Origin of the sequence: Lysinibacillus sp. UBA5994 (genome assembly GCF_002429725.1) — a bacterium.
Classification (GTDB): domain Bacteria; phylum Bacillota; class Bacilli; order Bacillales_A; family Planococcaceae; genus Lysinibacillus; species Lysinibacillus capsici.
The window spans coordinates 499-27246 of the sequence record NZ_DJAU01000045.1 but is presented as its reverse complement, the minus strand read 5'-3'; the positions used below and the strand labels follow the sequence as shown (position 1 = coordinate 27246).

The 26748-nt window shown below is 37.2% G+C and carries 25 protein-coding genes and 1 riboswitch; of the genes, 8 read left to right on the top strand and 17 right to left on the bottom strand.

Translation table 11 applies throughout. The features are described 5' to 3' along the window. Positions 1-32: 32 nt before the first annotated feature. A complete protein-coding gene (dnaE, locus tag B3D98_RS14590; protein WP_288583843.1) occupies positions 33-3116 on the bottom strand; it encodes a DNA polymerase III subunit alpha in 3084 nt (1027 codons plus the stop codon). 22 nt (positions 3117-3138) lie between these two features. Continuing rightward, entirely contained in the window at positions 3139-4083 is a 945-nt protein-coding gene (locus B3D98_RS14585) for a DHH family phosphoesterase (RefSeq protein ID WP_288583841.1), read from the bottom strand. A 90-nt stretch (positions 4084-4173) separates the two neighbouring features. On the opposite strand from B3D98_RS14585, the gene B3D98_RS14580 reads away from it, so the two are divergent. Next, positions 4174-4479 (top strand): YtpI family protein, encoded by a 306-nt coding sequence (locus B3D98_RS14580; protein ID WP_048393558.1) that lies wholly within the window; start codon positions 4174-4176, stop codon positions 4477-4479. Positions 4480-4534: 55 nt separating this feature from the next. Here the strand turns inward: B3D98_RS14580 and B3D98_RS14575 are convergent, their stop codons facing one another. Then, entirely contained in the window at positions 4535-5842 is a 1308-nt protein-coding gene (locus B3D98_RS14575; RefSeq protein ID WP_004226205.1) for a DRTGG domain-containing protein, read from the bottom strand. A 152-nt stretch (positions 5843-5994) separates the two neighbouring features. Then, positions 5995-6678, bottom strand: a complete 684-nt coding sequence (locus B3D98_RS14570; RefSeq protein WP_016994815.1) for a metal-dependent hydrolase — start codon at positions 6676-6678, stop codon at positions 5995-5997. Between the two features lie 235 nt (positions 6679-6913). On the opposite strand from B3D98_RS14570, the gene B3D98_RS14565 reads away from it, so the two are divergent. Beyond that, a complete protein-coding gene (locus B3D98_RS14565) occupies positions 6914-8002 on the top strand; it encodes a M24 family metallopeptidase (protein ID WP_004226198.1) in 1089 nt (362 codons plus the stop codon). A 51-nt stretch (positions 8003-8053) separates the two neighbouring features. On the opposite strand, the gene ald is transcribed toward B3D98_RS14565, so the two are convergent. Beyond that, positions 8054-9169 carry an alanine dehydrogenase gene (gene ald / locus B3D98_RS14560; protein ID WP_004226195.1) on the bottom strand — a complete coding sequence of 372 codons (1116 nt, stop codon included), beginning with the start codon at positions 9167-9169 and terminating at the stop codon, positions 8054-8056. A 421-nt stretch (positions 9170-9590) separates the two neighbouring features. Between ald and B3D98_RS14555 the strand changes: the two genes are divergently transcribed. Next, entirely contained in the window at positions 9591-10040 is a 450-nt protein-coding gene (locus B3D98_RS14555) for a universal stress protein (RefSeq protein ID WP_004226191.1), read from the top strand. Between the two features lie 61 nt (positions 10041-10101). Here the strand turns inward: B3D98_RS14555 and B3D98_RS14550 are convergent, their stop codons facing one another. The 5 genes from B3D98_RS14550 to mbcS form a co-directional block, all read right to left on the bottom strand. Beyond that, on the bottom strand, positions 10102-11031 hold the full coding sequence (locus B3D98_RS14550; protein WP_259419417.1) for a class I SAM-dependent methyltransferase: 930 nt from the start codon (positions 11029-11031) through the stop codon (positions 10102-10104). Between the two features lie 89 nt (positions 11032-11120). Continuing rightward, a complete protein-coding gene (gene tpx / locus B3D98_RS14545) occupies positions 11121-11624 on the bottom strand; it encodes a thiol peroxidase (protein ID WP_004226187.1) in 504 nt (167 codons plus the stop codon). 124 nt (positions 11625-11748) lie between these two features. Then, positions 11749-12375 (bottom strand): RDD family protein, encoded by a 627-nt coding sequence (locus tag B3D98_RS14540; RefSeq protein WP_288583836.1) that lies wholly within the window; start codon positions 12373-12375, stop codon positions 11749-11751. A gap of 12 nt (positions 12376-12387) precedes the next feature. Beyond that, the gene (sppA, locus tag B3D98_RS14535) at positions 12388-13401 is read right to left on the bottom strand and encodes a signal peptide peptidase SppA (protein ID WP_288583833.1); all 1014 of its coding nucleotides are present in this window, start codon (positions 13399-13401) and stop codon (positions 12388-12390) included. 185 nt (positions 13402-13586) lie between these two features. Continuing rightward, positions 13587-15170, bottom strand: a complete 1584-nt coding sequence (mbcS, locus tag B3D98_RS14530) for an acyl-CoA synthetase MbcS (protein WP_288583832.1) — start codon at positions 15168-15170, stop codon at positions 13587-13589. 190 nt (positions 15171-15360) lie between these two features. Beyond that, a riboswitch (TPP riboswitch) is annotated at positions 15361-15458 on the top strand. Between the two features lie 83 nt (positions 15459-15541). On the opposite strand from mbcS, the gene thiM reads away from it, so the two are divergent. From thiM to thiE, 3 genes are read left to right on the top strand one after another with little or no spacing between them, the layout of a single operon-like run. Then, the gene (gene thiM / locus B3D98_RS14525; RefSeq protein WP_048393544.1) at positions 15542-16309 is read left to right on the top strand and encodes a hydroxyethylthiazole kinase; all 768 of its coding nucleotides are present in this window, start codon (positions 15542-15544) and stop codon (positions 16307-16309) included. Next, the gene (gene thiD, locus B3D98_RS14520) at positions 16297-17121 is read left to right on the top strand and encodes a bifunctional hydroxymethylpyrimidine kinase/phosphomethylpyrimidine kinase (protein ID WP_054549947.1); all 825 of its coding nucleotides are present in this window, start codon (positions 16297-16299) and stop codon (positions 17119-17121) included. Before thiM ends, thiD begins: the two co-directional genes overlap by 13 nt. After that, positions 17111-17755 (top strand): thiamine phosphate synthase, encoded by a 645-nt coding sequence (gene thiE / locus B3D98_RS14515; RefSeq protein WP_048393540.1) that lies wholly within the window; start codon positions 17111-17113, stop codon positions 17753-17755. Before thiD ends, thiE begins: the two co-directional genes overlap by 11 nt. 70 nt (positions 17756-17825) lie before the next feature. On the opposite strand, the gene B3D98_RS14510 is transcribed toward thiE, so the two are convergent. The 5 genes from B3D98_RS14510 to ezrA all read right to left on the bottom strand — a co-directional run bounded on the left by B3D98_RS14510 (position 17826) and on the right by ezrA (position 22912). Beyond that, a complete protein-coding gene (locus B3D98_RS14510) occupies positions 17826-18044 on the bottom strand; it encodes an alpha/beta-type small acid-soluble spore protein (protein ID WP_004226165.1) in 219 nt (72 codons plus the stop codon). A gap of 145 nt (positions 18045-18189) precedes the next feature. Next, on the bottom strand, positions 18190-19398 hold the full coding sequence (gene thiI, locus B3D98_RS14505) for a tRNA uracil 4-sulfurtransferase ThiI (RefSeq protein ID WP_048393538.1): 1209 nt from the start codon (positions 19396-19398) through the stop codon (positions 18190-18192). Then, a complete protein-coding gene (locus B3D98_RS14500; RefSeq protein WP_288583826.1) occupies positions 19399-20550 on the bottom strand; it encodes a cysteine desulfurase family protein in 1152 nt (383 codons plus the stop codon). It abuts the gene before it with no gap. A gap of 106 nt (positions 20551-20656) precedes the next feature. Beyond that, on the bottom strand, positions 20657-21124 hold the full coding sequence (locus B3D98_RS14495; protein ID WP_054549945.1) for a GNAT family N-acetyltransferase: 468 nt from the start codon (positions 21122-21124) through the stop codon (positions 20657-20659). Positions 21125-21211: 87 nt separating this feature from the next. After that, entirely contained in the window at positions 21212-22912 is a 1701-nt protein-coding gene (ezrA, locus tag B3D98_RS14490; protein ID WP_054549944.1) for a septation ring formation regulator EzrA, read from the bottom strand. A 163-nt stretch (positions 22913-23075) separates the two neighbouring features. Here ezrA and hisJ point away from each other — a divergent pair, with 163 nt between their 5' ends. Next, the gene (hisJ, locus tag B3D98_RS14485) at positions 23076-23870 is read left to right on the top strand and encodes a histidinol-phosphatase HisJ (RefSeq protein WP_066037559.1); all 795 of its coding nucleotides are present in this window, start codon (positions 23076-23078) and stop codon (positions 23868-23870) included. 25 nt (positions 23871-23895) lie between these two features. Next, positions 23896-24375 (top strand): GAF domain-containing protein, encoded by a 480-nt coding sequence (locus B3D98_RS14480; RefSeq protein WP_066037560.1) that lies wholly within the window; start codon positions 23896-23898, stop codon positions 24373-24375. A gap of 88 nt (positions 24376-24463) precedes the next feature. On the opposite strand, the gene B3D98_RS14475 is transcribed toward B3D98_RS14480, so the two are convergent. After that, entirely contained in the window at positions 24464-26242 is a 1779-nt protein-coding gene (locus B3D98_RS14475) for a sensor domain-containing diguanylate cyclase (protein WP_231595662.1), read from the bottom strand. A gap of 305 nt (positions 26243-26547) precedes the next feature. Beyond that, positions 26548-26748, bottom strand: a 201-nt coding sequence (locus B3D98_RS14470) for a hypothetical protein (protein WP_288583818.1), incomplete at its 5' end; no start/stop codon positions are given.

Below are 26748 nucleotides of genomic sequence, written 5' to 3'. Positions count from 1 at the left end.
ATTTAATGCAGTTTCTAATTTCTTGTTTCATTTTATATCTTTTTCGTCGTTTGCGCATGTTTTACTTTGATTTGCGGCTTGCCAAAACGTCTTTCTAAAACACCTTCAATCCATAACATTTCCTCCTCTACCAGCAGGTCTTGGACCAACTGAAAGGTTTGTGGAAAAAATGTAGTGGAAACTGTTCCAAACTCATCCTGTAGCTGAACAAAAGCCATTTGCTCACCTTTTTTCGTACGGATTTTCTTCACTTCTTCAATCAGACCAATCATTTTTATGGAGGTACCATCACGCTTCTGCTTCAACTCTCGACAGGTACTATTGATATCCGCCCAGAAGAGTCTTTCCTGTGCAACTGGATGGGTAGAAATATAAAAGCCCAAGCTCTCTTTTTCATGCATCAATTTTTCCTTCTGGGACATTGCTTCTGCCTGCATATATTTTGGTTTACCAAAACTAAATGCCATTGCTGATGCTAAATCAATATCTTCAGTTGGCCTTAAAAGTTCTGCGTGTTTCAAAGCTGCCTCAACTGTCATGATGAGGACGGCTCTATCTTTTTCTAGATAATCAAGCGCCCCAGCATATATCAATGATTCCAACACTTTTGGCTTAAAATGCTGCGCACTTAAGGCAACAGCTAGATCAAATAGGTTATTTAATACCTCTGGATTTATTTGACGGAGTCCATGTATTTTTTCTATAAATGTATGAGGCACACCTTTAATTCCTGATAAGCTGTAGCGAATGCCTTCCTTTTCCACCGTAAAATATTTCGTACTACTTTTTAATGAAGGTGGATAAAATGGGATGCCCTTATCTTTTGCCTCATGGACAAATTGTTGAATCTTTTCTACATTTCCCGTGGCATTTGATAATAACGCTGCATAAAAGTTTTGAGGGAAATGCGCCTTTAAATAAGCCATTTGATAGGAAATAACACTATAGGCCACTGCATGACTTTTAGGGAAACCATAATCCGCAAAGCGTACAATCAGTTCGTATACTTCTTCAGCTAAACGCTGATCAAAGCCTTGGCGTAGCGCCCCCTGAACAAATGCTGTGCGTTGCTCCTCTAAAACTTGTCGATTTTTTTTACTCACTGCTCGGCGAAGCAAATCTGCCTGTCCCATTGTAAAGCCGGCCAGTACTGATGCAATTTTAATAATTTGTTCTTGATAAACGATCACACCAAAGGTCTCTTGTAAAATAGGCTCTAGCACTGGATGTGGCATCGTTACCATTTCTCTGCCAGCCTTCCGTTTTGCATAGACAGGAATAAAATCCATTGGACCTGGGCGATAAAGTGCATTTACAGCCACAATATCTAAAAAGGTTGTAGGGCAGATATCACGCAAGGCTTGCTTCATACCGTCTGATTCTAATTGAAAAATCCCCAGCGTATCCCCTCTTTGTAATAGTTGAAACGTCTTGTCATCATGCAGTGGGATTCGCTCAAATTCTATCCAAGGACCACCAGCTTTATAAATTGACCAACGTATTTGCTCTAAAATAGTGAGATTGCGCAAGCCTAAAAAATCCATTTTGACGAGACCACATGCTTCAATATCTCCCATTGGCCATTGCGTACTATAAATACCATCATGCCCTTCTTCAATCGGTACAGTATTCACTAAAGGCGATGGAGCGATGACAATACCAGCTGCATGTATAGACGAGTTTCTTGGTAGGCCCTCCAATTTTAACGCCACCTCGTACCAACGCAAATGCTTATCATTCTCCGCTAACCAGCCTTGAAAGTCCTGTGACTCTGCTACAGCTCTTTGTAATGTAATTCCCGGCTTATTTGGAATCATCTTCGAAATTTTTTCTAGCATTTCCGCATCAAAGCCAAATACCCGTGCAACATCCCTGGCAACTGCTTTTGCAGACAATGTACCAAATGTAATAATTTGTGCGACATTTGCTTTGCCATACTTTTGGGCAACATACTGAATGACTTGATGCCTTTTACTATCAACAAAATCGATATCAATATCAGGTAAGGTAATTCTTTCAGGATTTAAAAAACGTTCGAATAATAAACCATAGGCAAGTGGATCTACTTGGGTAATCGAAAGACTATATGCCACAAGCGAACCTGCTGAGGAACCACGTCCAGGTCCCGTCAAAATTCGATTTTCTTTTGCATATCGCATAAAATCCGCCACAACCAAAAAATAGTCAGCAAAGCCCATAGAGCAAATAATTTCTAGTTCATACTGTAATCGTTCATGGTAAGCACCGGGTATTGCCAGTTGCTTGAATCGCTCTTCTAATCCAGTAAATGCTTCTTTAACAAGCAAGCTTTCAGCTGTTTCACCTTCAGGTACAGGAAATTTAGGCATTTGCACAGGCATTTTTGGTAAATCAGCTTTACAGCAAGCAAGCATTTTCGTACTGGCATCAAGCCAATCTGGACGATCCGCAAACCAATTTTGCCATTCGAATGCTGTTGGGGCAAAATAGCCCTGTACATCAGCTGTTTGCATAGTATTACCAAGCTTTTCTCCTGTATCAATTGCTCTTGCTACTTCATAAGCAAAATGATCTTCTGGACGCAAGAAATAACAGCTTTGAGATGCTACAAGTGCAATAGCATGTTCTTCACACCAAGAAACAAAATCATCTTCTTGTTCAGCTTTTATCCCTCCAGGTCTAGCAATCCCCATATAGAGGTGATGGTTAAACAGTTGGACCAAAGCAGAAACCATTGCCTGCCAGTCATCTACATCTGTTAAATCGTCTGAAGAAAGTAGCGCTATACAACCTGCTGAATATCCCTCAAGCCATTTCCAAGGCAGCATATCATCTTGTCTAATTGAAATCGCACTACTAATCTTTAATAAATGTTGATAGCCCTCCTGTGTCTGCGCATACAGGACGAGGGGAAGCGTTTTATCATGCCACTGAACGTTAACCGAAAGCCCTATAACCGCATGGATATTTACTTGCTGCAATGCTTTACAAAAAGGCAAAAGCCCGTACAATTTCGTATTAACGATTGCACAGGCTTGTGTCTTTTGTTCTTGTAAAAAAGGAATCAATTGCTCAAGCCGAATTGTGCTTTTCAATAAATCCGCGCTCGTATGCATCTTTGTATATACATGTGTCAAATGAATCCCTTCCTTTTCTCTGTTAATGATACGCTTTACAAATCTCTTTTAATCTTGCAATAACGAGGTCTGCTTCTTCCCATGAATAGGCAGTAGCACCAGATGCAAGCGGATGTCCGCCACCGTTAAATTCTTTTGCTAATGTATTGATAATGGGACCCTTCGAACGTAATCGTACACGGATCTGATCCCCTTCTTCAATGAAAACAACCCATGAGCATATATCTTTAACACTGCCTAGGCAGCCTACTAATAAAGAAGCCTCAGATGGCACAGTGTCATGCTCTGCCAGTAATTCTTTTGTTAGCTTCACATAGGCAGCTCCATGCTCATCCATTGTAAAGTTTTGATAAATATATCCCTGTAAATTAAGTAATTTTTGCTCCATTTCGTACATGCCATCAAATAGTTGGTTTCGATCAAAATCATATGTAATCAGATCCGCAGCAACTTTAAATGTTTTAGCTGTTGTACTTGGGAATTGGAATCTGCCTGTATCGCCCACTATTCCTGCAAATAATAAGCGTGCAGCAGCATCTGAAAGTTTCCAGTTTGCTACTTCCTTGCCTTCTTCATATAATTCATAGATCATTTCACTACAAGAGCTTGCTGTCGTGTCCACCCATAAAAGATCACCATAAGCATCATCATTTGGATGATGATCAATTTTTATCACCATTTTTCCTTTTGTGTAGCGTTGGTCGTCAACACGTTCTGTATTAGCCGTGTCAGTGACAATAACTAAAGCATTTTCATACACTTCATCCGCTATTTCATCAGGCTGTGCCATAAAAGATAAAGAAGCATCATGTTCCCCTACAGCAAAAACCTTTTTCTCAGGATAATTGGCTAAAATAATCTCTTTTAAGCCTTGCTGTGAGCCATAAGCATCAGGATCAGGACGTACATGACGATGGATAATAATGGTTTCATTGGCCTCAATTGTGTCGATGATTTGTCTTTTCACAATAATTTCCCCCAAAATGATAGTAAGAACCGTTAGCATTTTTACATAATTATCGTTACAATAATGTCTAGTTATGCTAGGAGGTTTACTATGCTCAATTTAATATTTGTGTTTGCGATTATCATATCTTTTGTTTTTTATTTTTATTTTAAAACAAAACAATTCCGTTCTCCATTACCTATTGCTAAAAACTGGTATAAAAGCAAAGCGAACATCGGCTTAGGTTCCTTAATATTGTCATTTGCTTTAAATCAAGCTTATTTATTCCCGAGCTTATTTACATTTATTATTGTAGCAATTCTTGCCGCGCTCGGCATCTTAGTTATTGTAGAAAATATAAAAAAAGCACGTCATTATGGACAATTTGTTGAGGAAGAATTCCGCATTAATCAATAATATATGTAACAAAGGGATGACCAAGCAATTGCGCTAGGCCATCCCTTTTCAATACTTAACGTTCTAATAGTTGGAACATCATCATTGCCTTACCAACAAGCATTTGTTGATTATACACTTCAAAATCCATCTTCACAAACTTACGACTCATATCTAAAATCCGAGGCTTAACAGTTAGCGTACTTTCCATTTGGACTGGTTTAATAAAGTAAATAGTCATATTCTCTGCCACTGCATCTCCACGTTTACGTCGTTTTAATGCGAATGAACCGACCTCAGCTAGTAAAGTTGTAAAAGCACCGTATGAAATTGCTCCATATTGATTGGTCATTTGTGGTGTGACTTTAAATTCAACGATGAGTTCTTCATCACCTAATACCTTCATTTCATTTTTCACTAAATCATCAATCGTTTCACCATGCTGTGGCTGTCTTTGTGCTAATTGCAACGCCTTCAGTACATCTTGACGGCTAATAACACCCTGTAAAATATTGTCGTCATCTACAATTGGTAAGAGATCAATCCCCTCCCAAATCATTCGATGCCCTGCCGAAGCGACACTCATTTTCATGGAGCCTGCAATTGGGTTTTTCGTCATTACTTTTTCAATAAGCTCGTTTTCTTCACGACCAATGACGTCTTTTACGGTAATCATACCGACCAATTTATTTTGGTGGGTAACTACAGGAAATGCACCATGGGTTGTACGTTCATTCAGCTTCTGGAAATGATGAATTGTTTCATCATTTTTTAATGCTGCAGTGTCAGTCATCGGTACATAAATGTCTTCGATAAAAAGAATATCTTTTTTAATCAATTGGTCATAGATTGCCCGGTTAATCATTGTTGCTACTGTAAACGTATCGTAGCTTGTTGAAATAATTGGTAAATCTAATGAATCTGCAAGCAACTTATTATCTTCCGTAGTATCGAAACCGCCGGTGATTAAAACAGCTGCCCCCGCTCGAAGAGCATTCTCATGTGCTTTAATACGGTTACCAACAATTAATAAGCTACCTGCATCAGTGTAACGCATCATGTCCTCTAATTGCATAGCCCCAATAACAAATTTTGTTAGTGTTTTATGTAGACCTGATTTACCACCTAAAACTTGGCCATCTACAATATTAACAATTTCTGCAAAAGTTAAGCGCTCAATATTTTCTTTCTTTTTTTTCTCAATACGAATTGTTCCAACTCGTTCAATAGAACTTACTAAGCGACGATTTTCAGCTTCCTTAATTGCACGGTAAGCTGTTCCTTCACTCACTTGCATTTCCTTTGCTATTTGCCGTACTGAAATTTTATCGCCCACGGGTAGTGATTCGATGTATTGTAAAATTTTCTCATGTTTTGTAGACAAAATATCACCTATTTCCTAAGCTTCAATTCTGCTCTTAGTGTACCATATTTTTTATGAAAATATTTAATATAAAGTGATGAAATTGTTTAACTTTCCCCATCATTTCAACTACCAGCGTGGTGTCAATTCATATAGTACAGCATTACCAACGATTAGAAACAGTTTACTTTTTCGCCAGCTTTCAAAATTTGAACTTCTGTATTTTGTACTAAATCTGCAAAAATTTGTGGATCTTGCTCGATTGGTGGGAATGTATTGTAATGAATCGGTACGACAATTTTCGGCTTTAAAAACGAAACCGCACACGCTGCATCCTCTGGCCCCATTGTAAAATTATCACCAATTGGTAAGAATGCAATATCAATTGGATGTCGTTCACCAATTAGTTTCATATCACCAAAAAGAGCTGTATCGCCCGCATGATAAATTGTTAATCCTTCAATAAATAATAAAATTCCAGCCGGCATGCCCATATAAATTATTTCGTTATTTTCTGTTACATAAGAAGAGCCATGAAAGGCTTGTGTAAACTTTACTTTACCGAAGTCAAATTCCTTCGCACCACCTATATGCATTGGGTGTGTTTTTACACCTTGCCAAGAAATCCAATTAGCCAGCTCATTTGGCGCAATGACTAGCGCATCTTTTTTCTTCGCTAATTCTACTGTATCTCCAACATGATCATTATGGCCATGTGTAAGTAAAATAATATCTGGCGCTTCGTCAGCCACTTTTAAGTCTGTTTGCCCATTGCCATTAATAAAAGGGTCAATTAATATCGTTTTTCCATTTGTTTGAATTTTGACAACTGAATGTCCATGATAACTTATTTTCATCTTAACATCCTCCTCGATTAACAAAGTACAGTCCAACATTTTAATTCGCTACCCATGCGCTTTTTCCCTTTTTTTGATATGCTTGTACAGAGAATAATGGTAGTATTCTCTAACAGCTTTATACCCTGTTAGAGCATAATTATTCAGTACTCGATAAGAAACCTCGCTACTTTTTTCGGCAGTCGAAGCTTTCTTACGTAAAAAATTTTCCATGCACTAAAAGGAGGACATATTAATGTCAAAGGTTGAAGAAATCCAACGTTACTTGCAGCAAAATCATATCGATGCAGCATTCGTAACAACACCTGACAATGTTTTTTACGTTTCAGGCTTTAAAAGTAATCCACATGAAAGATTACTAGGAGTCATGATTTTTAAAGATGCGGAGCCTTTTCTAATTTGTCCACAAATGGAGATTCCAGATGCAAAGGCTGCTGGTTGGTCTTATGAGGTAATTGGTCATCAAGATACAGAAAATTCGATGGAAGTTCTTGCTCAAGCGATTGTAGCACGCCAAATCACCCCAGCTACATTTGCTATTGAAAAAGCACAACTCATTGTTGAGCGCTTGGAAGCTTTACAGCAATCTTTCCCTCAAGCTAGCTTTGTGCGTCTTGACGAAAAAATTAATGCGATGCGCGTAATCAAAGATGAAAGTGAATTAGAAAAATTACGTAAAGCTGCTGAATTGGCCGATTATGCAATTGAAATCGGTTGCAAGGAAATTGCTGAAGGTAAAACAGAAATGGAAATCCTAACAGCGATCGAAAGTGCCATTCAAGATAAAGGCTGTAAAATGTCTTTTGAAACAATGGTATTGAGTGGTCCAAAAACTGCCTCTCCTCATGGGAAGCCAGGTGCACGTAAAATTGAAAAAGGTGATATGGTACTATTTGACCTTGGCGTTATTTACGATGGCTATTGCTCAGATATTACACGTACTGTAGCTTTTGGGGAGCCTAGTGAAGCACAAAAAGAAATTTATCAAACTGTTTTAGCTGCCAATACAAATGCTGTCGCAGCAGTAAAACCAGGTGTTCGTGCGATGGACTTAGACAAAATTGCGCGTGATACAATTACAGAGGCTGGTTATGGTGAATATTTCACGCACCGCCTTGGACATGGTCTTGGTATTTCTGTGCATGAATTCCCATCTGTTACAGGTGCCAATGAGATGACGATGGAAGAAGGTATGGTCTTTACGATTGAGCCTGGCATTTATAAATCAGATGTAACAGGCGTACGTATTGAGGATGATGTTGTCGTTACAAAAGATGGCGTTGAAGTATTAACAAAATTCCCGAAAGATTTAATCATTCTATAATGCAAAAAAGGAAGCAACTAGTGTGCTTCCTTTTTCTCTGTCCAGCAAAGTTTATTGAATTAATTCATCCACATTGACAAATGGTAGTCCTTGCGAATCTGCCACTGCTTTATAAACAAGTTGTCCATCTAATGTATTCACACCTTTTTTCAGTGCTGCATTATCAAGGCAAGCTTGTTTGTAGCCTTTGTTGGCAATTTGAAGTGCATATGGAATTGTATTATTTGTTAATGCAATTGTAGAAGTACGTGGTACCGCACCAGGCATATTTGCAACTGCATAGTGTACAACGCCATGCTTCACATATGTTGGATCATCATGTGTTGTCACACGATCAGATGTTGCAAAAATACCACCTTGGTCAATTGCAATATCAACTACAACAGAGCCGGCTTGCATTGATTGAATCATTTCTTCTGATACAAGTTTCGGTGCTTTTGCGCCTGGAATTAATACAGCACCAATAACTAAATCTGAATCTTTCACTGATTCTGCAATATTATATGGATTAGACATTAATGTTTGAACATCGCGTCCAAACATATCTTCTAATTGACGTAAACGTTCAGGGCTTAAATCGATAACTGTCACATCAGCACCCATGCCAACAGCAATTTTTGCAGCATTTGTACCCGCAATACCACCGCCAATTACTGTCACTTTTCCACGTTGTACACCCGATACACCACCTAGTAAAATACCTTTACCAGCATGGTTTCTCTCTAAGAACTGTGCACCAATTTGTGTAGCCATTTTACCAGCGACTTCACTCATTGGTGTTAACAAAGGTAATGAACCATTTGCTAATTGTACTGTTTCGTAGGCAATTCCTACAACTTTTTTATTTAAAAGTGCCTGAGTTAATTCAACCTCTGGCGCTAAGTGTAAATAAGTGAATAAAATTTGACCCTCGTAGAAGTAATCATACTCAGAAGCTACAGGTTCTTTTACCTTCATAATCATTTCTTGGGACCAAGCTTCTTTAGCTGTTTGAACAATATGAGCACCTGCTGCAATGTAATCAGCATCCGTAAAGCTTGAACCTAGCCCCGCTCCTGTTTCAATGTACACTTCATGCCCTGCATGTGTTAAAGTGACAACTCCTGCTGGTGTCATTGCTACACGGTTTTCATTGTTTTTAATTTCCTTTGGAATACCAATCTTCATTGTTTCCTATCCCCTTCCATAACGTAAGAAATAAGCATCATTTATGTAACTAAACTTGATGCACCCCTTGCACTTCCATATTACCAAACAATTGCAAAAAAAGCTTTAACTAATGCAAATACAGATAAAATTTATAAGATTTCCAAAATAACAAATATTCAAACGTTGTATATCATTATAAATTACTATATTTAAAAACTAAAAAGGAGTATAGGTAGCAGTTAATGGAGCTGATTCATGTGTAGTTGAAACCAATCAAAGGACGTTTACACACTGCAAATAGTGGGAATTAGATATTTATAATTAATTAATATTTCTACATGAAATGCCTTCACATTTTCATAATTTTTCTTGCGGAAAGTATTTCCTTTAGAAAATCATTTGGTATAATCAACATATACAAATCAGGGAGGTTTTTCAAATGGCTAATCATTATAAAAGCATTGTTGTTGCAGTAGACGGTTCAAAAGAAGCTGAATACGCGTTTCGTAAATCAATTGATGTTGCAAAACGAAACGAAGGTGCAGTGTTAAATCTAGTAAATGTAATCGATACTCGTTCATTTGCTGCTATCGAAGCATATGACCGTTCCATTGCAGAGCGTGCTCAAGCATTTTCTGAAGAACTATTAAATGGTTACAAAAAGCAAGCTGAAGATGAAGGTTTAACGAATGTTAATCTTATCATCGAGTATGGCTCTCCAAAAAATATCATAACAAAAGAGCTTTCTAACATCGTAGACGCAGATTTAATCATTTGTGGTGCAACTGGTCTAAATGCAGTAGAACGCTTCCTAATCGGTTCTGTATCTGAGGCTATTGTACGTTCAGCTAAATGTGACGTACTAGTTATCCGTACGCCTGAAAACTAATTTGTAATACATAAAAAGGTATCCTTGTATAGGATACCTTTTTACTTGCACTCAAGAGCAATTACTTGCCCTCTTTCCACATCTTCACTTTTTCAAAGAATAGCGCAAGTGCCTGCTTATTCTGCATATTTGGTACTTTAGCTAATAGGACTTCTTTAGGTGCTTTCAATTCCTTCGATTGTTTTTGTAAAATCACAATGCTCTTCTCTAATGATTTATTTGCAAACATCGAGTCAGGTAATTGAATAATCGCTTGAATCCACGCATGTTTTTGAATGTATTTGTGTAATTGCTTAGACTGCTCTGACTCAAACAGATGAGATGGTGCAAGGAAAAATAAATAGCCGCCATCCTTTGTATAATTCATTGATTGCTCGATGAATAAATGATGGGCATAACTCATCCCCTCCGCTGGACATAATTCATAATCGAGCGCCACTTCTTCATTTGGATAATAACCTACAGGTAGATCACAAACAACGGCATCCACTGGATTGACCAATAAATCTTCTAAGGCATCTTGACGGTATAAAGAAATAGGTTGTTCTGTTAAGTCAGCAGTTGCCGCAGCAAGACGAATAAGTAGCTCATCCACCTCTACACCTGTTGCTTCCACTTTTCCATCTAATAAATTCATAACCGTCAGTAATAAATTGCCCGTGCCTACTGCTGGGTCCATGATCGAGATCTTTTCATTTTCAAGACGCTCTGCAAAAATCTGCTCCACAAAGTAGCCCACTAATAGCCCTAACGTGTCAGGAGTCATTTGATGATTCGGCTGTGAGCCTTTGCGCATCCCTTTTAAAATAGCAATTTGAATAGCTTTACGAATATCCTCTTTTGTTGCATCTTTTTGAGAAAAATCAACTTCGCCATCAAGCCATGCCTCTAACCCATCTAATAATCCTTCTAGTAACGTTATATTGTGTTCTTTTTCGATTTTTTCGGCATGCTCATTTAGCAAACCAAATAACTTTTCGATATTTTCCATATCTAACTTCCTTTCACGCAGAAAAGAGCCGTGACAAACACTTGTCACAGCCCCTTTGTCTAGTATTATCTTAGCCTAAAAGCAGCTTATTATGCTAGTGCTTTGACAGCTGCAATGGCCGCTTCATAGTTTGGATGATCTGTAGCTTCAGGTACATATTCAACATATGTTACTTTATTGTTTGCATCCACAACAAATACTGCACGTGTCAGAAGACGTAATTCTTGAATGTATACGCCATATGCCTCACCAAATGAAAGGTCGCGGTGATCTGATACAGTTTGGACTGCATCTATACCTGCTGCACCACACCAACGCTTTTGAGCGAATGGAAGATCCACAGATACTGTATAAATGACTACATTATCACCTAAGTTAGCTGCTTCCTCATTGAATCGACGTGTTTGCGCATCACATACACCAGTATCTAATGATGGTACAACACTAAATAAACGAATTTTTCCTTCTGAATCATTTAATGTTACAGGTGATAGGTCATTCGCTAATACCGTAAAATCTGGAGCTTGATCGCCCACCTTTACTTCATTTCCTACTAGTGTCACTGGACCATTTTTAAATGTTACTTGTGCCATCTAAACGCCTCCTAATCATCATATGTACATAATATTACTAAATGAAGGGAATTAATTGCAACTATGATAGCTTACATACATAGAAATAGATAAGACTGTCTCCTAATTTGAGACAGTCTTATGTTTATTGTTCATTTTTTTCCTCTAGCTTGGCTAAGTCTATTTTTTCTTCTTGCACAGTAATTTCTATATGTTCTTCTTGTTTTGGTAAAGTAGTCGGTGTTGAAGCCTTTTCAATAAAGATTTTTTCGTGCACCACTGTTGTATCGGCAAAATAATCATGTAAGCCTTGATTTTCTGGCAAAATCACTACCAAAATATACAGTGGCATAAAAATATTATTGATGATACGACCAATCCAATCACGGAATAACACATCTGACCAAGTTAGCTGATCGTGCTTTAATGAAATTACACGTAATCCGAACACCATTTTCCCTAGTGTTTGCCCAAAGAACTTGGTCATCAGCACAAAATAGCTATAGTAGAAAATTGCTGTAATAATAGAAATTGGCGCATACCAAACCGAATCAGATAAAGACCAATCCATTAAATAGAAGATAGGATTGACGAGTATTCCACCTACAGCAGAAATGATGAATCCATCTAATAAAAATGCCCAAAATCGTACCCAAAAACCAGCAGTTTTTAATGCATAGTTTTTTTCATGTGCCGATTCTCCTGAAGTGTTTATATAGAAGCCATTTTCCAATGAGGGTGAACCTTGCATAACAATTTCATTTTTTGTCATTGTGCTCCCCCCTTAGTATTCCCCATATAGATACATCATTTTCGGAGCGCTATAGTCTGTCATGATTTTCATTAGCATTTTTTCTTCGGCAGAGGGACCGAAAATGGAGCCAATTTTCATACCTACGTACGATTGCCAGCCACCCATATCGTATGAATACTCAAATAAAGCTGCATCTTCAAGTCCATAATCCTCACGAAGAGCTGCAATGGCCGCTTCTTCATCACCAATTTCATCAATTAACCCTGCTTCAAGTGCTTTTGTACCGCCAAGAATACGACCATCTGCAACCTTCTTTACTTCTGCTTCAGACATATTACGTCCCTGCTCTACAATATCTACAAATTCTTCGTACGTTTCATTAATCATATCTTGCATCATTGCACGTTCCTCTGCTGTCACTTCACGCATTGGACTTAGCATATCTTTATGCTCTCCCGATTTAAACGTTTCAAATTTGACCCCTACTTTTTCAGCCAGCTCTTGATAGTTAATTGATTGCATGATGACACCAATAGAGCCTGTTATTGTATCACGATGGGCAAATATTTTATCTGCTGGTGCAGAAATATAATAACCACCTGAAGCTGCCATAGAATCCATTGATACATAAATTGGAATTTGTCGTTCTTCTTTTATTTTTAGTAGCTTTTTATAGATATCTGCAGATTCCTTTACACCACCACCTGGTGAATTAACGCTTAAAACAACCCCCTGTATGGACTCATCATATAAAATATTATCCAATTGTTCTAAGAAAAATTGATGATCATAGGCAACTGGTTGCCACAATGTACTTGAGCCGATATCTTGAATCGTTCCATCTACCTTTAAATAAGCAATTCGCTTATCAAAATTCTCCCCTTCAATGACATTTTCATATACATCTAAGCTATTACCTGCCATTAAGCTATCAAAATTACCTAGGAAATCTGCTTTAAATAGCGCAAAAATGGTATTAATTCCTAACGAAAATAGTAAAAGAACACCAGCCACTACTAAAGCAACCCACCTTTTTACATTCATGTCTTTCCGCCTCCTCAACACGTAATACGTATGACTTGCCAATTTGTTTCATTTTTTTGCAATAATTAAACACAAAAAGCTTTAAGCTATGTATTTCCTCATATTACCTTACCTAAAAAAAATAAAAAAATCAAAGTCCATACCTTTGATGAACTTTGATTTTCGACATTATTTCCTAGGAAATATTATAATTGGAGGTGTTTGATTTCTTGTTGTCGTAATTCGACACGTCTAATTTTCCCAGAAGATGTTTTTGGTAGTTCCTCTACAAATTCAATAGCACGTGGATATTTATAAGGAGCAGTCAATGATTTAACATGACTTTGGAGTGTTTGAATAAGCGCTCCATCACCTTTTTCACCATTGCACAGAACAATAAATGCTTTGACAATATTTCCTCTTACTTTATCAGGGCTCGCTATAACAGCAGCCTCTTTTACAGTTGGATGTTTCATTAAAGCATCCTCTACTTCAAAAGGGCCAATTGTATAGCCTGAGGAAATAATAACATCGTCTCCTCGTCCGTCAAACCAAAAGTAGCCATCTTCATCTTTATAAGCACGATCTCCTGTAATATACCAATCCCCACGAAATTGTAAATTTGTACGTTCAGGATCATTTAAATATTTTTTAAAGAGTGCTGGCGTTTCGCGATGAACAGCAATATCACCAACTTCTCCGATTGTAACAGGTTTGCCCAAATCATTAATAATTTCAACAGTGTTGCCAGGAGTAGGTTTTCCCATAGAGCCAACTCTCGCTTCCATCCCTACCATTGTGCCTACCAATAATGTATTTTCCGTTTGTCCATAGCCATCTCGCACTTGTAATTTGAATGTTTCCAAGAATACTCTAATAACCTCACTATTTAATGGCTCACCAGCTGATACAGCTTGGCGAATTGCACTTAAATCATATTCATGTAAATTTTCAAGCGCTGCCATAAAACGATATTCAGTTGGTGTACAGCATAGTACATTGATTTTGAATCTCTCAAGCAATGCTAAATAAGAAGCTGCTTCAAATTTACCTTTGTAGACAAATGCAGTAGCACCACTGCCTAAAGTAGCTAGAAATGGACTCCAAATCCATTTTTGCCACCCTGGTGCTGCAGTCGCCCAAACAATATCATTTTCTTGTACACCCAACCAATGTGGTGCTGTTGTTCGTAAATGAGCATAGCCCCAACTATGCGTATGCACTGCTGCTTTTGGATTTCCTGTTGTTCCGCTTGTATAGGCTAAAAATGCATTGTCTGTGCTTTTTGTTGGGATAGGATTTATGTAGGTTGTAGGTTGATTATTCATTTTTTCAAGTATGTTCTGCCAAGGTTCATGTGCATTCCCTATGACAAATTGCAGTATGTCTTGTAAATTTCCTACTTTATCGAACTGTTCAATATAGGGTTCAAATGCAATAACTGCTTTAGCATTTGCATGATGAATTCGATACTCAATATCCTTTGTTCTTAACATCTCAGAACTTGGAATAATAGTTAAACCCGCTTTCAATGCAGCAATATACACAATATATGCTTCAACCGAACGTGGTACCATTACTAAAATGACATCACCTTTCTTTAAACCTTGCTTGGTGAATACATGTGCTGCTTGATTCGCTTTTTCCAATAAATGTGCATATGTAATACATTGGATGTCTTGGTTTTCTTCACAAATGATTAAAGCATTTTTGGCTGCATCCTGAGCATATTTTTCAATTTCCTCTACTATGTTATACCATTCTGGTGCAACTAAATCTTGTCTTTTCATGGCAATTGCCCCCTTTTGTTATGACACATTATAAAACTCTTTTTTCAGCATTTTCAATGGTTTGTGCTTAATTTCGGTAAAGTCATGACAACTATCATACCCTCCTATATGGCATCGGTCACATTTTATCTATAGGAAAACTTGCTATTGAATACATATGAAAAGTATGGTACATTTTGGTCAACTAAAAGCAAGATTGCAGGGGGACTCGTAAGAGTTGAGAAGGTAAAACCTGACCCTTTGAACCTGTTAGTTAATACTGACGTAGGGAGCAATAAACATCGTTTTCAGATGAAAGGCTCTTTTCGTGCATTTTTACACAAAAAGAGCCTTTTTTGCATGCTTACGTCCATCCCTAAAGGAGGACTACAATGATTTTTCAAACAATTCGTCAACAGCAACCACTTATCCATTGTATTACCAATTATGTAGTGGCAAATTTTCAAGCAAATGGTTTATTAGCGATAGGTGCTTCACCAGTAATGGCCGATGACTACCAAGAGGTAGAGGAGATGGTGGCCATTGCTCAAGCATTATTAATTAATATTGGAACACTTAATGATCGCACAAAAAGTGCCATGTTATTAGCAGGTGAAAAAGCCAATAAACTTGGTATTCCTGTTATTTTAGATCCTGTCGGAGTTGGAGCCACAACTTATCGTAAGGAAACCGTAAGATACTTACTGGAAAACATACACTTTGCCGTGATTCGCTGTAATCTCGGCGAGCTAGCAGCAATAGTTGGTGTAAATTGGCAACAAAAAGGTGTCGATAGTGGTCATGGCACTATCGCTATGGAATTAGAAGCCACATCATTGGCTCAACGCTATCAATGCATTGTTATTGTCACAGGAGAACGCGATTTTATAACTGATGGCAAGCATAGCCAATGGATCGCTGGTGGTCATCCACAAATGACGGAAGTAACGGGTACAGGTTGTTTACTTAGCGCAATTTGTGGCGCAGCCTATAGTGTAAGCCATAATCCTTACCAACAATTAACGGAAACACTTACTTACTATAAAAAAGCAGGTGTACTGGCATCCGCATTTACTGCAGACATTGGTGATTTTCAAATAGCCTTACTCAATGCTATACATCGCTTATCAAAGGATGGTGCAGCTTCATGCATATTGTAACAACAATCGCTGGCTCAGATAGTGGTGGTGGCGCGGGTATACAGGCTGATTTAAAAACATTTCAGGAATTAGAAGTGTTTGGTACTTCTGTTATTACTGCTCTAACTGCTCAAAATACTTTGGGTGTAACAGGTGTTTACCCTATTGACGTTTCCTTTATAAAAAAACAATTCGAGGCCTTAGTAGAAGATTTTCCAATCGCTGCGATTAAAACAGGAATGCTTTATTCCTCAGAAATTATCAAAGCAATTGCACACAAGATCAGGGAGCTAAACATTCCACTGATTGTTGATCCGGTGATGATTGCAAAAGGTGGGGAAAGCCTATTACAGCAAGAAGCTATCGATGCCTTACGCTCAACTTTATTACCACTTGCTACGGTTGTTACGCCCAATATACCCGAGGCAGAGACACTTACTGGGAGATCTATTCATCATTTTGAAGATATGAAAGAAGTAGCTCAAAGCTTGTTACAGCTAGGTGTACAATGTGTCATCATTAAAGGTGGTCATTTAGCAGATCCACTTTATGCCATTGATTATGTATTTTGCAAAAATGGACGTTCTTTTTCTTTGCAGTCTCCACGAATCCAAACAAAAAATACGCATGGTACTGGATGTACATTTTCCGCAGCACTTACTGCTTTTCTTGGACAAGGATTTGCTCTGGAAAATGCCATTATAGAAGCTAAAAAATTTATCCAATTAGCTATTATGTTTAATTTATCGATTGGAAATGGTCATGGACCCACTAATCATTTTGCTTATCAACAGTATAAGGAAGGCTGTGAGGTGATTATTCATGAAACGTGAGGATTTGGAGCTTTATTTTATTATGGGTACGAGCAATGTTCCTCCTCAAGAACAACCTATCTATATCCTAGAAAAAGCCTTGCAAGCAGGCATTACAATGTTTCAATTTCGTGAAAAAGGTCCTCACGCGTTAACTGGACTTGCGTATGAACAATTTGCACGCCAATGTCAAAAACTATGTCATCACTATCATGTGCCCTTTATCATTAATGACGATGTTGATCTAGCGATACGACTAGGGGCTGATGGTGTTCATATCGGACAAGATGATTTACCTGTAAGTGTAGCACGTAAAAGAATCGGGAATATGATTCTTGGTGTATCTGTCCATTGCGAGGAAGAATTGCAAATAGCTATTAACCATCAAGCTGATTATGTTGGTATCGGTCCAATCTTTCCAACATCCTCTAAAAGTGATGCACAACCACCATGTGGTACATCTTTTTTACAGGAGGCACATTCATTACATCCTGAATTACCAATTGTAGCAATTGGTGGAATAAATTTCACAAATGCACATTCTGTATTTCAAACGGGGGTTGATGGTGTTGCTGTTATTTCAGCTATTTGTCAAAGCAAAGATGTTGATCATACAGTAGCTACATTTAGATCCTTATCTCGTATAAATAAATGATCAATAAACAAACTAAAACCAGTGCCTTTTACGGTCACTGGTTTTAAGTTTATAAATGCTTAATCAGCATTTATTGGTTGTTGTTTGGCATACCTTTTAATTGAGATTCTGCCATTTGTACAAGACGTTTAGTGATTTCACCACCAACGGAACCGTTGGCACGAGCTGAAGCTTCAGCTCCTAATTGAACACCAAATTCTTGTGCAATTTCGTATTTCATTTGATCTAGTGCTTGTTGTACACCAGGTACTGCAAGCTGGTTTGAACTACGGTTGTTGTTTGAAGCCATGTTTCTCACCTCCTTGTGAATATAGAATGTGCGATATTAGATTTTTAATACAAAAAATTTAGAGGTAAATTGTACCTCTATTGGAATAACAATATCCATACAAAAAAGCCGTCTCAAATTGGGCTTTGAGACGGCTTTTGAATCCTTATAGTAGATCTGCAAATTTATCTTGTTGTTCTTCTTTCTTAGGGAAAATATAGACCTCGCGATTCTTCACTGCTCGCTCGATCAATTCATCAAAGTCAGAGAAGCTTTCATAATGCTCAACCTTTTCAAGCTTCGGTTTTGTTTTTGGACTTGCTGGTGTAAAAATCGTGCAGCAATCTTCAAATGGCTGAATAGATGTTTCGTATGTGCCGATTTTTTCTGCAATATCAATAATCTCTAATTTATCAGTTGAAATCAGCGGACGAAGGATAGGTGTATTTGTTACTGCGTTTATTGCTGTTAAACTTTCAAGCGTTTGACTCGCCACTTGTCCAAGACTTTCGCCCGTTACAATAGCAAGTGCACCAATTTCCTCACGCACCTGATCAGCAACCTTCAACATCATTCGGCGTGTTGTCGTCATCGATACATTAGAAGGTACTTTTTCTTTAATAAGAACTTGTATTTCAGTAAAAGGAATGACATGCAAACGAATACTAGCACCAAATTTTGTTAATTCATTGGCAAGCACTTTAACTTTTTCCAATGAATTTTGGCTTGTATAAGGTGGACTAAAGAAGTGAATTGCCTCTAATCGCACACCACGCTTCATCATTAAATAACCTGCGACAGGGCTATCAATACCGCCAGATAGCATTAATAAAGACTTGCCATTTGATCCTACAGGCATTCCACCTGCACCAGGAATGACTTGTGCCATCATATAAGTTGCATCATGGCGAACTTCTACACGTAGCTCAATATCAGGCTGCTTCACTTTAACAGATAAATTTTGAAATTGTGGTAAAACATAGCCACCGATCTCACGTTGGATGGCATGAGATTCTAAAGGAAATGTTTTATCAGTACGTTTTACCTCTACTTTAAATGTATGTGGCTCATCTTTAAATGTCTCCATAATAGTGATAGCGAGCTTTTTCATACTGTCCATATCTTTTTCGCATGCAGCGACAGGGCTAAATGATTGAATACCAAAAATTTTAGGTAAACCTGTAATTAGCATTTGCATTTGTGCTTCGTCTTCTATGGCAATAAACATACGGTCACGTTCTGTGCGAATATGCAGTTGTCCTAAATCTGCAAAGGCATGACGAATATTTTCACGTAAACGGCGGATAAAATCCATTTTGTTGCGACCTTTTGTAGAAAGCTCACCATATCTAATTAAAATTTCTTTCCAAATCATTTACTTATTTTCTCCTTTGAGTTCCAACATTACTTCTGCTAGTACTTGTTTAAAGTTTTCTATATCTTCTATTGTGTTATGTGCGCCAAAGCTAAGGCGAATCACGCCTTTTTTATAATGCTCATCAAGGTGAAGCGCCTCGACGACATGACTTGTTTTCGTTTGCTTGGAAGAACATGCACTTGATGTCGACACAATGACACCACGTTTTTGCATAGCATTAATAATGACTTCCCCTTTTAAATCACGAACACTAAATGACACAATATGCGCAGCTCCCTGTGGGGTTGATAAAACATGGACTGCTTCGCCATAACTTTCTAGCTGAGTTCGGATTTCATCGTGCCATTGACGGTATTTATTTGTGCGTTCGTTCATTGTTTCAACAACAAGTCGAGCCGCTTTCGCTAAAGCAACAGCTTGCGGAACTGCTACAGTACCACTACGCATACCAAATTCCTGACCTCCACCAAGAGCAAAGGGCTGCCATCTTATGGGTTTACGGAATGCTAACACTCCTGAGCCTTTAAAGCCATGAATTTTATGACCAGAGATAGAAATACAGTCAGGTCCTTCTTCTTTAAAGGATATTGCTAATTTCCCAAAGCTTTGCACAGCATCAACATGAAAGGCAGCACGACTCATTTCATGAATCATTTTTGCTGCTTCCTTAATAGGCTGAATTGCACCCATTTCATTATTCACATGCATGATGCTAACTAAAATTGTTTCTTTTCGTATTTTAGTACGAAGCTCATCTAGAGAAATCACCCCTCTTCGATCGACACGAAGATATTCAACATCATAGCCCTCTTTTTCAAGTTGTTTCATTGTTTCTAGCACTGATGGATGTTCAATTTCAGTCGTTAAAATGTGCTTTCCTATATGCGTATTACTACGTGCTATGCCAAAAATAGCTGCATTATTTGATTCTGTACCACCTGAAGTAAATAGCACATTTTTTGCCTCTGTCTGCAAAATATCTGCTACTTGCTCACGCGCACGTATTAATAAATCATTTGCTTCAACACCCATAGCATGGATGGAAGCAGGGTTGGCATAATACTGCTCATTTACAACCATAAAAGCCTGCATAACCTCTTTTAAAGGCTTAGTTGTTGCACTATTATCCAAATAAATTGTATTAACCATAACTTTTCACACACTTTCAAAACGTTGATTTAACGGTATTTATCATAACGCAATCTTTGGCGATTGACCACTAACTTTAACAATTATTTAAATTTTAATTGATATCCTACATTTTTTTCACCATCGTGACAAACTCTGTTGGTGTTCTAAATTCAATTGCTTTAACAAAACCAAATTTTTCATAAAGATGGATTGCTCTCTTATTAAATAGTGCAACTGTTAAACGTAATGGCAGCTGATATTCTTCTTGAACTGTTTGAACAATAAACGAAAAAAATGCCGTTCCTAATCCTTGACCCGTTAGATTTGGCTTCAACCCAATCCCAATATCTATACAGTGTCCTTCATACGCCCCAAAACCTTGCCCTTTTGGCACTTGGGCTGCTTTACCTGTACAATAATAGCCAATTAGTTCACTATGATTATTAAAGATCGCAAAGTAAGGATTATCAAGCATTTCTTGTACATTTTCACCCGATAATTCATTATTGTAAAAATCGTAAGGTGCTACATATTGCCATTGTAAAATTTCACTTGCGAAATGTTCATTCATTTCTTTGATTGACAATTTCATACTGAATCACATCCTTCTAAGCATAAATAGAAAGCTGTCTAAAAAGTAATCGCTATACTTTTTAGACAGCTCAAAATGTTATTTGAATTATTTTGCTATGAATTCTTCGGCAACCATTTCTTGAATACGCTTTAAGGCACCTGGCTCCATTTCTTCCACTGCTGTACCGGCTTCTTCTAAAGCCTTTGCATAACGGAATTGATGGAAAGCCTCTTCTGCTTCTCTTAAACGTCCGTTCAATTTTGGGTTCGATGCGCGATGGCGATTACCGTACTGAATAATACGCTCAATGAGCATCACATTTTCTATTAACTCATGTGCCTTTACTTTAACATCCTCTACACAGAGTGTTGCTGCATTTAGATTATTATGAACAGTACCCATATTAAGTGGTACTTCTTGCAAGCTTTGCATGACAACATAGATGTGCTCTGCTGCCTCATCAAGCCGTGCATCCATCTCCTCAGGAATTCCTGGAATATTTGCCTTGTTCAATAAACGATCAGTATCCTGTAATATTTTCTTTAAGTTTTCGACTTGAGCGCGTGCCTTATTTTCATCTATTCGAAGTTTCTTCATTGTATTCGATAGATGACCTTGTTCTTCGTGAATTCGTTCAAGCTCTTCACTAATTTCGATTAACTCTTCCTGTAAGCTAGAATAAGCTGATTTTTCTTCCCTAACTCGCATAGCTAATAGATCATAGCGACGTTGCAGTGCTTCCAATTGTTTTAAAGCGGCTTTTGGAATTTCGGCATCTTTTTCATTTAAATGATAACTTTGCTGTACATACGTTGCCTCGTCATTCACTAATTTTGTTGAAGAAATGACATTGGTAATAGAACTTAATAAACGATCACAATTTTGATCTACATAATTTTTAGCAATAACCTCTTTTTCAAGTAAATCATAAAAATGGTCGATTTCTTCATTTATTTCTGTCACACGCGGTTTAACAACTTTTAAATTCAGCTCTGCAAGTTCGAGTTTTAATGCCTCGAATTCTTTTTCATATTTATTAAGTGCATCTGTCAATTCTAAATGCTGTAAATAGTAAGATTGGTCTTCCATTTCACGCTGACCATTACGCAATTCCTGAACCGCACCTGGTAGCTTCACTTGAATTTCCGTTAAGATGGTTGGAACATCATTAATATATTCGAATGTCTGCTGCGATTCTTGATTTAAGCTAATGACAATTTCTCGCGCTTGCAAATAATTACCTTCATTCGTTAGGACATCGAACTCTTCAAATTTTTGAACAAATGTCTCTAGCTTCTTCTCTAATGCAGGTAATGCTACACCGAATGAATGCTGATGAGCCAGCAATGTCTTTCTTGCAGAGCGATAGTATTCTTTTAATTGTTCGATTTCAATTCGATTTTTTTCTTCGCTGCCAATTAATTCATTCAGTTCTTCTAAAATTTTATTTTTATCTTGGTCGCATTTCTCAATGTAATCTTCAATTTCACGTTCTATTAAAGTTGCCCTTTTAAAACGAAGTCGATTAATTTGATCCTCAGCATCAAATAGAAGAGAATCGATTTTAGTCATATGTACGTCGATCACTTCATCCCAAGTATTGCGCCATCGTTCAAACATTTCTTCCGTTTCACCGTTCATGTTTAAAGATTTTACTTTTGAAATTTCTTCATTTATAGGATTATGTTGTATTTGTAATTTTTCATTTTCTAGTTTTGCAATAATTGCAACATGTTTTCTTCGCATCATAAATCCTACTATGGCTAAAATTAATAGTAGGATAATCGGAATGATGATATACTCCATCGTAAGCCTCCTATTCTACAATAAACGAATTGGCTAGTTGTATTTATTATATACTATGTTTTCGCCTTTTGTACTAAAATTTAAGTGTTTTTCAGAAAACTGTATTTTCGCTATTGTGAAATATTTAAATAGCGTATCTATAGAGCTAAAGGAGTGTTAAATTATGAAACGTGATGGGCATATACATAGTCCTTTTTGTCCACATGGCACTACGGACTCATTCAAGCAATATATTGAAAAAGCAATTTCTCAACATTTCACAGATATAACATTTACAGAACACGCCCCATTGCCCAAAAGTTTTGTCGATCCAACCCCGCAACAAGATAGTGGCATGAATCCTGATGATCTCATGTCTTACATTGAAGAATTGCAACATCTACAACAACAGTATGCACAAGATATTCGTATCCGCATCGGACTAGAAGTTGACTACATCCAAGGCTACGAACAAGAAACTCGTCAATTCCTTGATACCTATGGACATCTTTTAGATGACGCTATTTTATCAGTCCATTTTTTAAAATGGCAAGATACCTTTGTATGTATCGACTTTTCTTCTGAATGCTTTATTGATTTTTCAAAAAAAGTTGGCTCTGTTGAACTGGTATATGATTTATATTATGATACTGTCCTACAATCGATTAGAGCAGATCTTGGACCATACAAACCAAAACGGATTGGACATCCATCACTTATTCATAAATTCCAACTAGCGCACAACGAAAAAATCAATGACACCCCACGTATCAAAGAAGTATTAGACAGCATGAAATTCGCGGGCTATGAATTAGATTTAAATAGTGCAGGTTTAAGTAAACAATATTGTCAGGAGCCTTATCCACCATTTGCCCTTATCAATTATAGTCAAACTATTAAACTACCATATGTATTTGGTTCAGATGCACATTGCGCAGAAGATTTACATCAACACTATAATGTTATATTACCAATTTAAATAACTTTTAAACGAGGTGCTTAGTATGTTTACACAAATTAATTACGAAGGATCAATTGCTGACCAGTATCTGACATTATCAAAACAATTAGATGCACTATTAGCTGGCGAAACCAATCAAATCGCCAATTTAAGTAATGCCTCTGCTCTGTTAAATCAATTTTTAACGAACATTAACTGGGTTGGTTTTTATCTCTTGCAGGATAATGAGCTTGTGTTAGGACCATTCCAGGGTCTTCCTGCCTGTGTTAGAATTCCTATTGGGCGTGGTGTTTGTGGTACAGCTGTGGCAACAAGAGAAACAGTTGTTGTAAAAGATGTACATGATTTTCCAGGGCATATTGCCTGTGATGCTGCATCGCAGTCTGAAATTGTTATACCGCTAATGAAGCAAGGTGAAATTATTGGTGTGTTAGATATCGATAGTCCTATCGTGAATCGCTTTTCAGAGGAAGATCGTAATGGCCTAGAGGAATTTGTTAAAACACTCCTTAACCATTTATAATACAATATTAAAAATTGCCCTGAAATGTTTTATATTGTCATTTCAGGGCGATTTATTTAAACAACCATTTACGTTTTGCTTTATAATCCTATGAATTCGTTTGGAACGATCCATTGTGAGTACAAAAGCGATTTTTCCCGCTGTTTTTCGCCTCATACAAGGCTGTATCTGCATGTAAAAACACAGATTGGAATGCTGGTCGATCTCGCTCATCCCATGTTATAAGACCCGCAGAAATGGTTACTTGTGGATCTGTGGTACTTGGGATGACTTCCACAATTGTTGATGCTAATTCTAAAGCTTCTTTTTCATCGATGTTAGGGACATAGACAGACATTTCTTCTCCACCCCATCTTGCACAAATTCCACGACTTCCAATAGTTTCTTTTAATTGAACCGCAATCTGAACAAGAATTTTATCTCCAACTTGGTGACCATACGTATCATTAATGCGTTTAAAATTATCAATATCAATTAACAAAAACATACCAGATTGATCATATTCAAGCGATTTTTCTACAAACTGATCGAGGTAACTACGAGCATACAGTTTCGTTAAATGATCCAAATCGACCATTTCCTGAAGCTGTGTTCGTAAAATTGAGTTTGCAATGGCTAATGATGAATGGTGAATTAAAGATTGCATTAATTTGAAACTATCGAATGAAAAGAAATATGGCTCTTTATGTAAGACAATACTAAAACCATTAATCTTTTCCTCCATAAGTATAGGAATCGCCATAATAGAGCGATACTCAATTTGATTAGGAGTTAGACGGCTGAAATCGGCAACAAATAGTGGATCATTCGTTTGAGCAAAGTGCTGTTCAACATGTTTTATATAACTTTGACCGTTTTCTGAATGGAACAGGGAGGTACTTGCACCTGTTATTTCAAATGTATCGTGTTTTTTAAATGCGAAACATACTTCCATTGGCTGAAAGGATTTCAGTAACTGCTTTTGTAGGAAAAGTAACATTTCATGAATGTCAATTCGCATATTTAAACGATGCGAAGTTTCATTGATGAGTTGTAAGTCACTTACGAGGCGATGCGATTGATGATATAACTTTGCATTTTCAAGAGCATTTCCTGAAGCTTGTGCCAGCATCCGTACAAAATCTTTTTCGGTTGTTGAAAAAAGATAAGTGGTGGGTGCACTTACTTGCAAGATGCCATAAATAGCTTGCCTGCCCTTAATCGGTGCATTTAACAACCGACAATTTAAATCGCTCGCTAGCTCTGTCGTCAACTCTCCTGATACAAAGGCTTCAATTGTAGCAGGTCTTTCTGATAAATAATCAAAAAGCTTAATATCGATGGTCGTGTGTCGATCTTGATCATTCGATAAAATAAGCTCCACATTAAACTCAGGAAAATTATCCCGTATATTTTTTAATACATTTTCTAAAATTAAATCGATATCCATTGTTGAATGAAATAAATCAGTCATGTTATATAGTTTTCTATATTGATCTTCATTTATTTTGACATCTAAATTGTCTCTAATCATTTGAAGAACCTTTGAAAGTGTTTCTATACACTCTTCACCATACTCCGAGGTCATAAAGTCTGTCCAAGACTCTGTTGCCTCCACAAGTAATATACCAATGGGATTTTTGCCCTCTGCTTGGAAAAGCACCATATCTGTCATCATTGAATAGGCCTGTCTTGCTTTCAATATATAAGGAATTTTCACTACTTTTTGTTGATAAAAACTAGCTTCAATCATCAGCCATGACACAGCATTTAGCTTTGTTTCAATTGTTAATGAAGCCATCTCTTCGATTGGGATTAAGGAATTACCTTCAAAACTAAGAAAAGCAGCATTATCAATTTTCAAGCGCTTCTTTAGAAACTGTTTCAATGAACAAAAATACCCATTAAAACTAGTTTGTTCTTCATAAGAACTCACCCAAAAGCTCAAAACATCAGATTTTATATATTTTAGCGTTTGTAAATGGTCTGTCATGAAATCACCTTTTCTATATAACGTCCAAATCAATTACTATTAACTTATAATATATTATACATAATTTGTGTCATTTTGACTATGTAATTATCCCTTACTTTTACAATTTACATAACACAGCGTATCATTAACTATTCCCATATTATTTAAAATAGATAGTGAGGAATTTCCTACTATGTTCTTTTATATTTTTTTACTAGCTAATAATTGACGTCCTTGTCCAAAGCAGTTACAATGAAGGTTGTGTAAAATAAACGCAGCAGTGGTATAAGCTTATGATTGTATTTTATTCCTCTATTTTCTGATGTACAACTACTTAGATGATCAGCAATGAAAATTAGATGGTGTATTGTGTAACCTAACGGCTGCATAGGCGAAAGTACATGAAAATAAAATGCGTG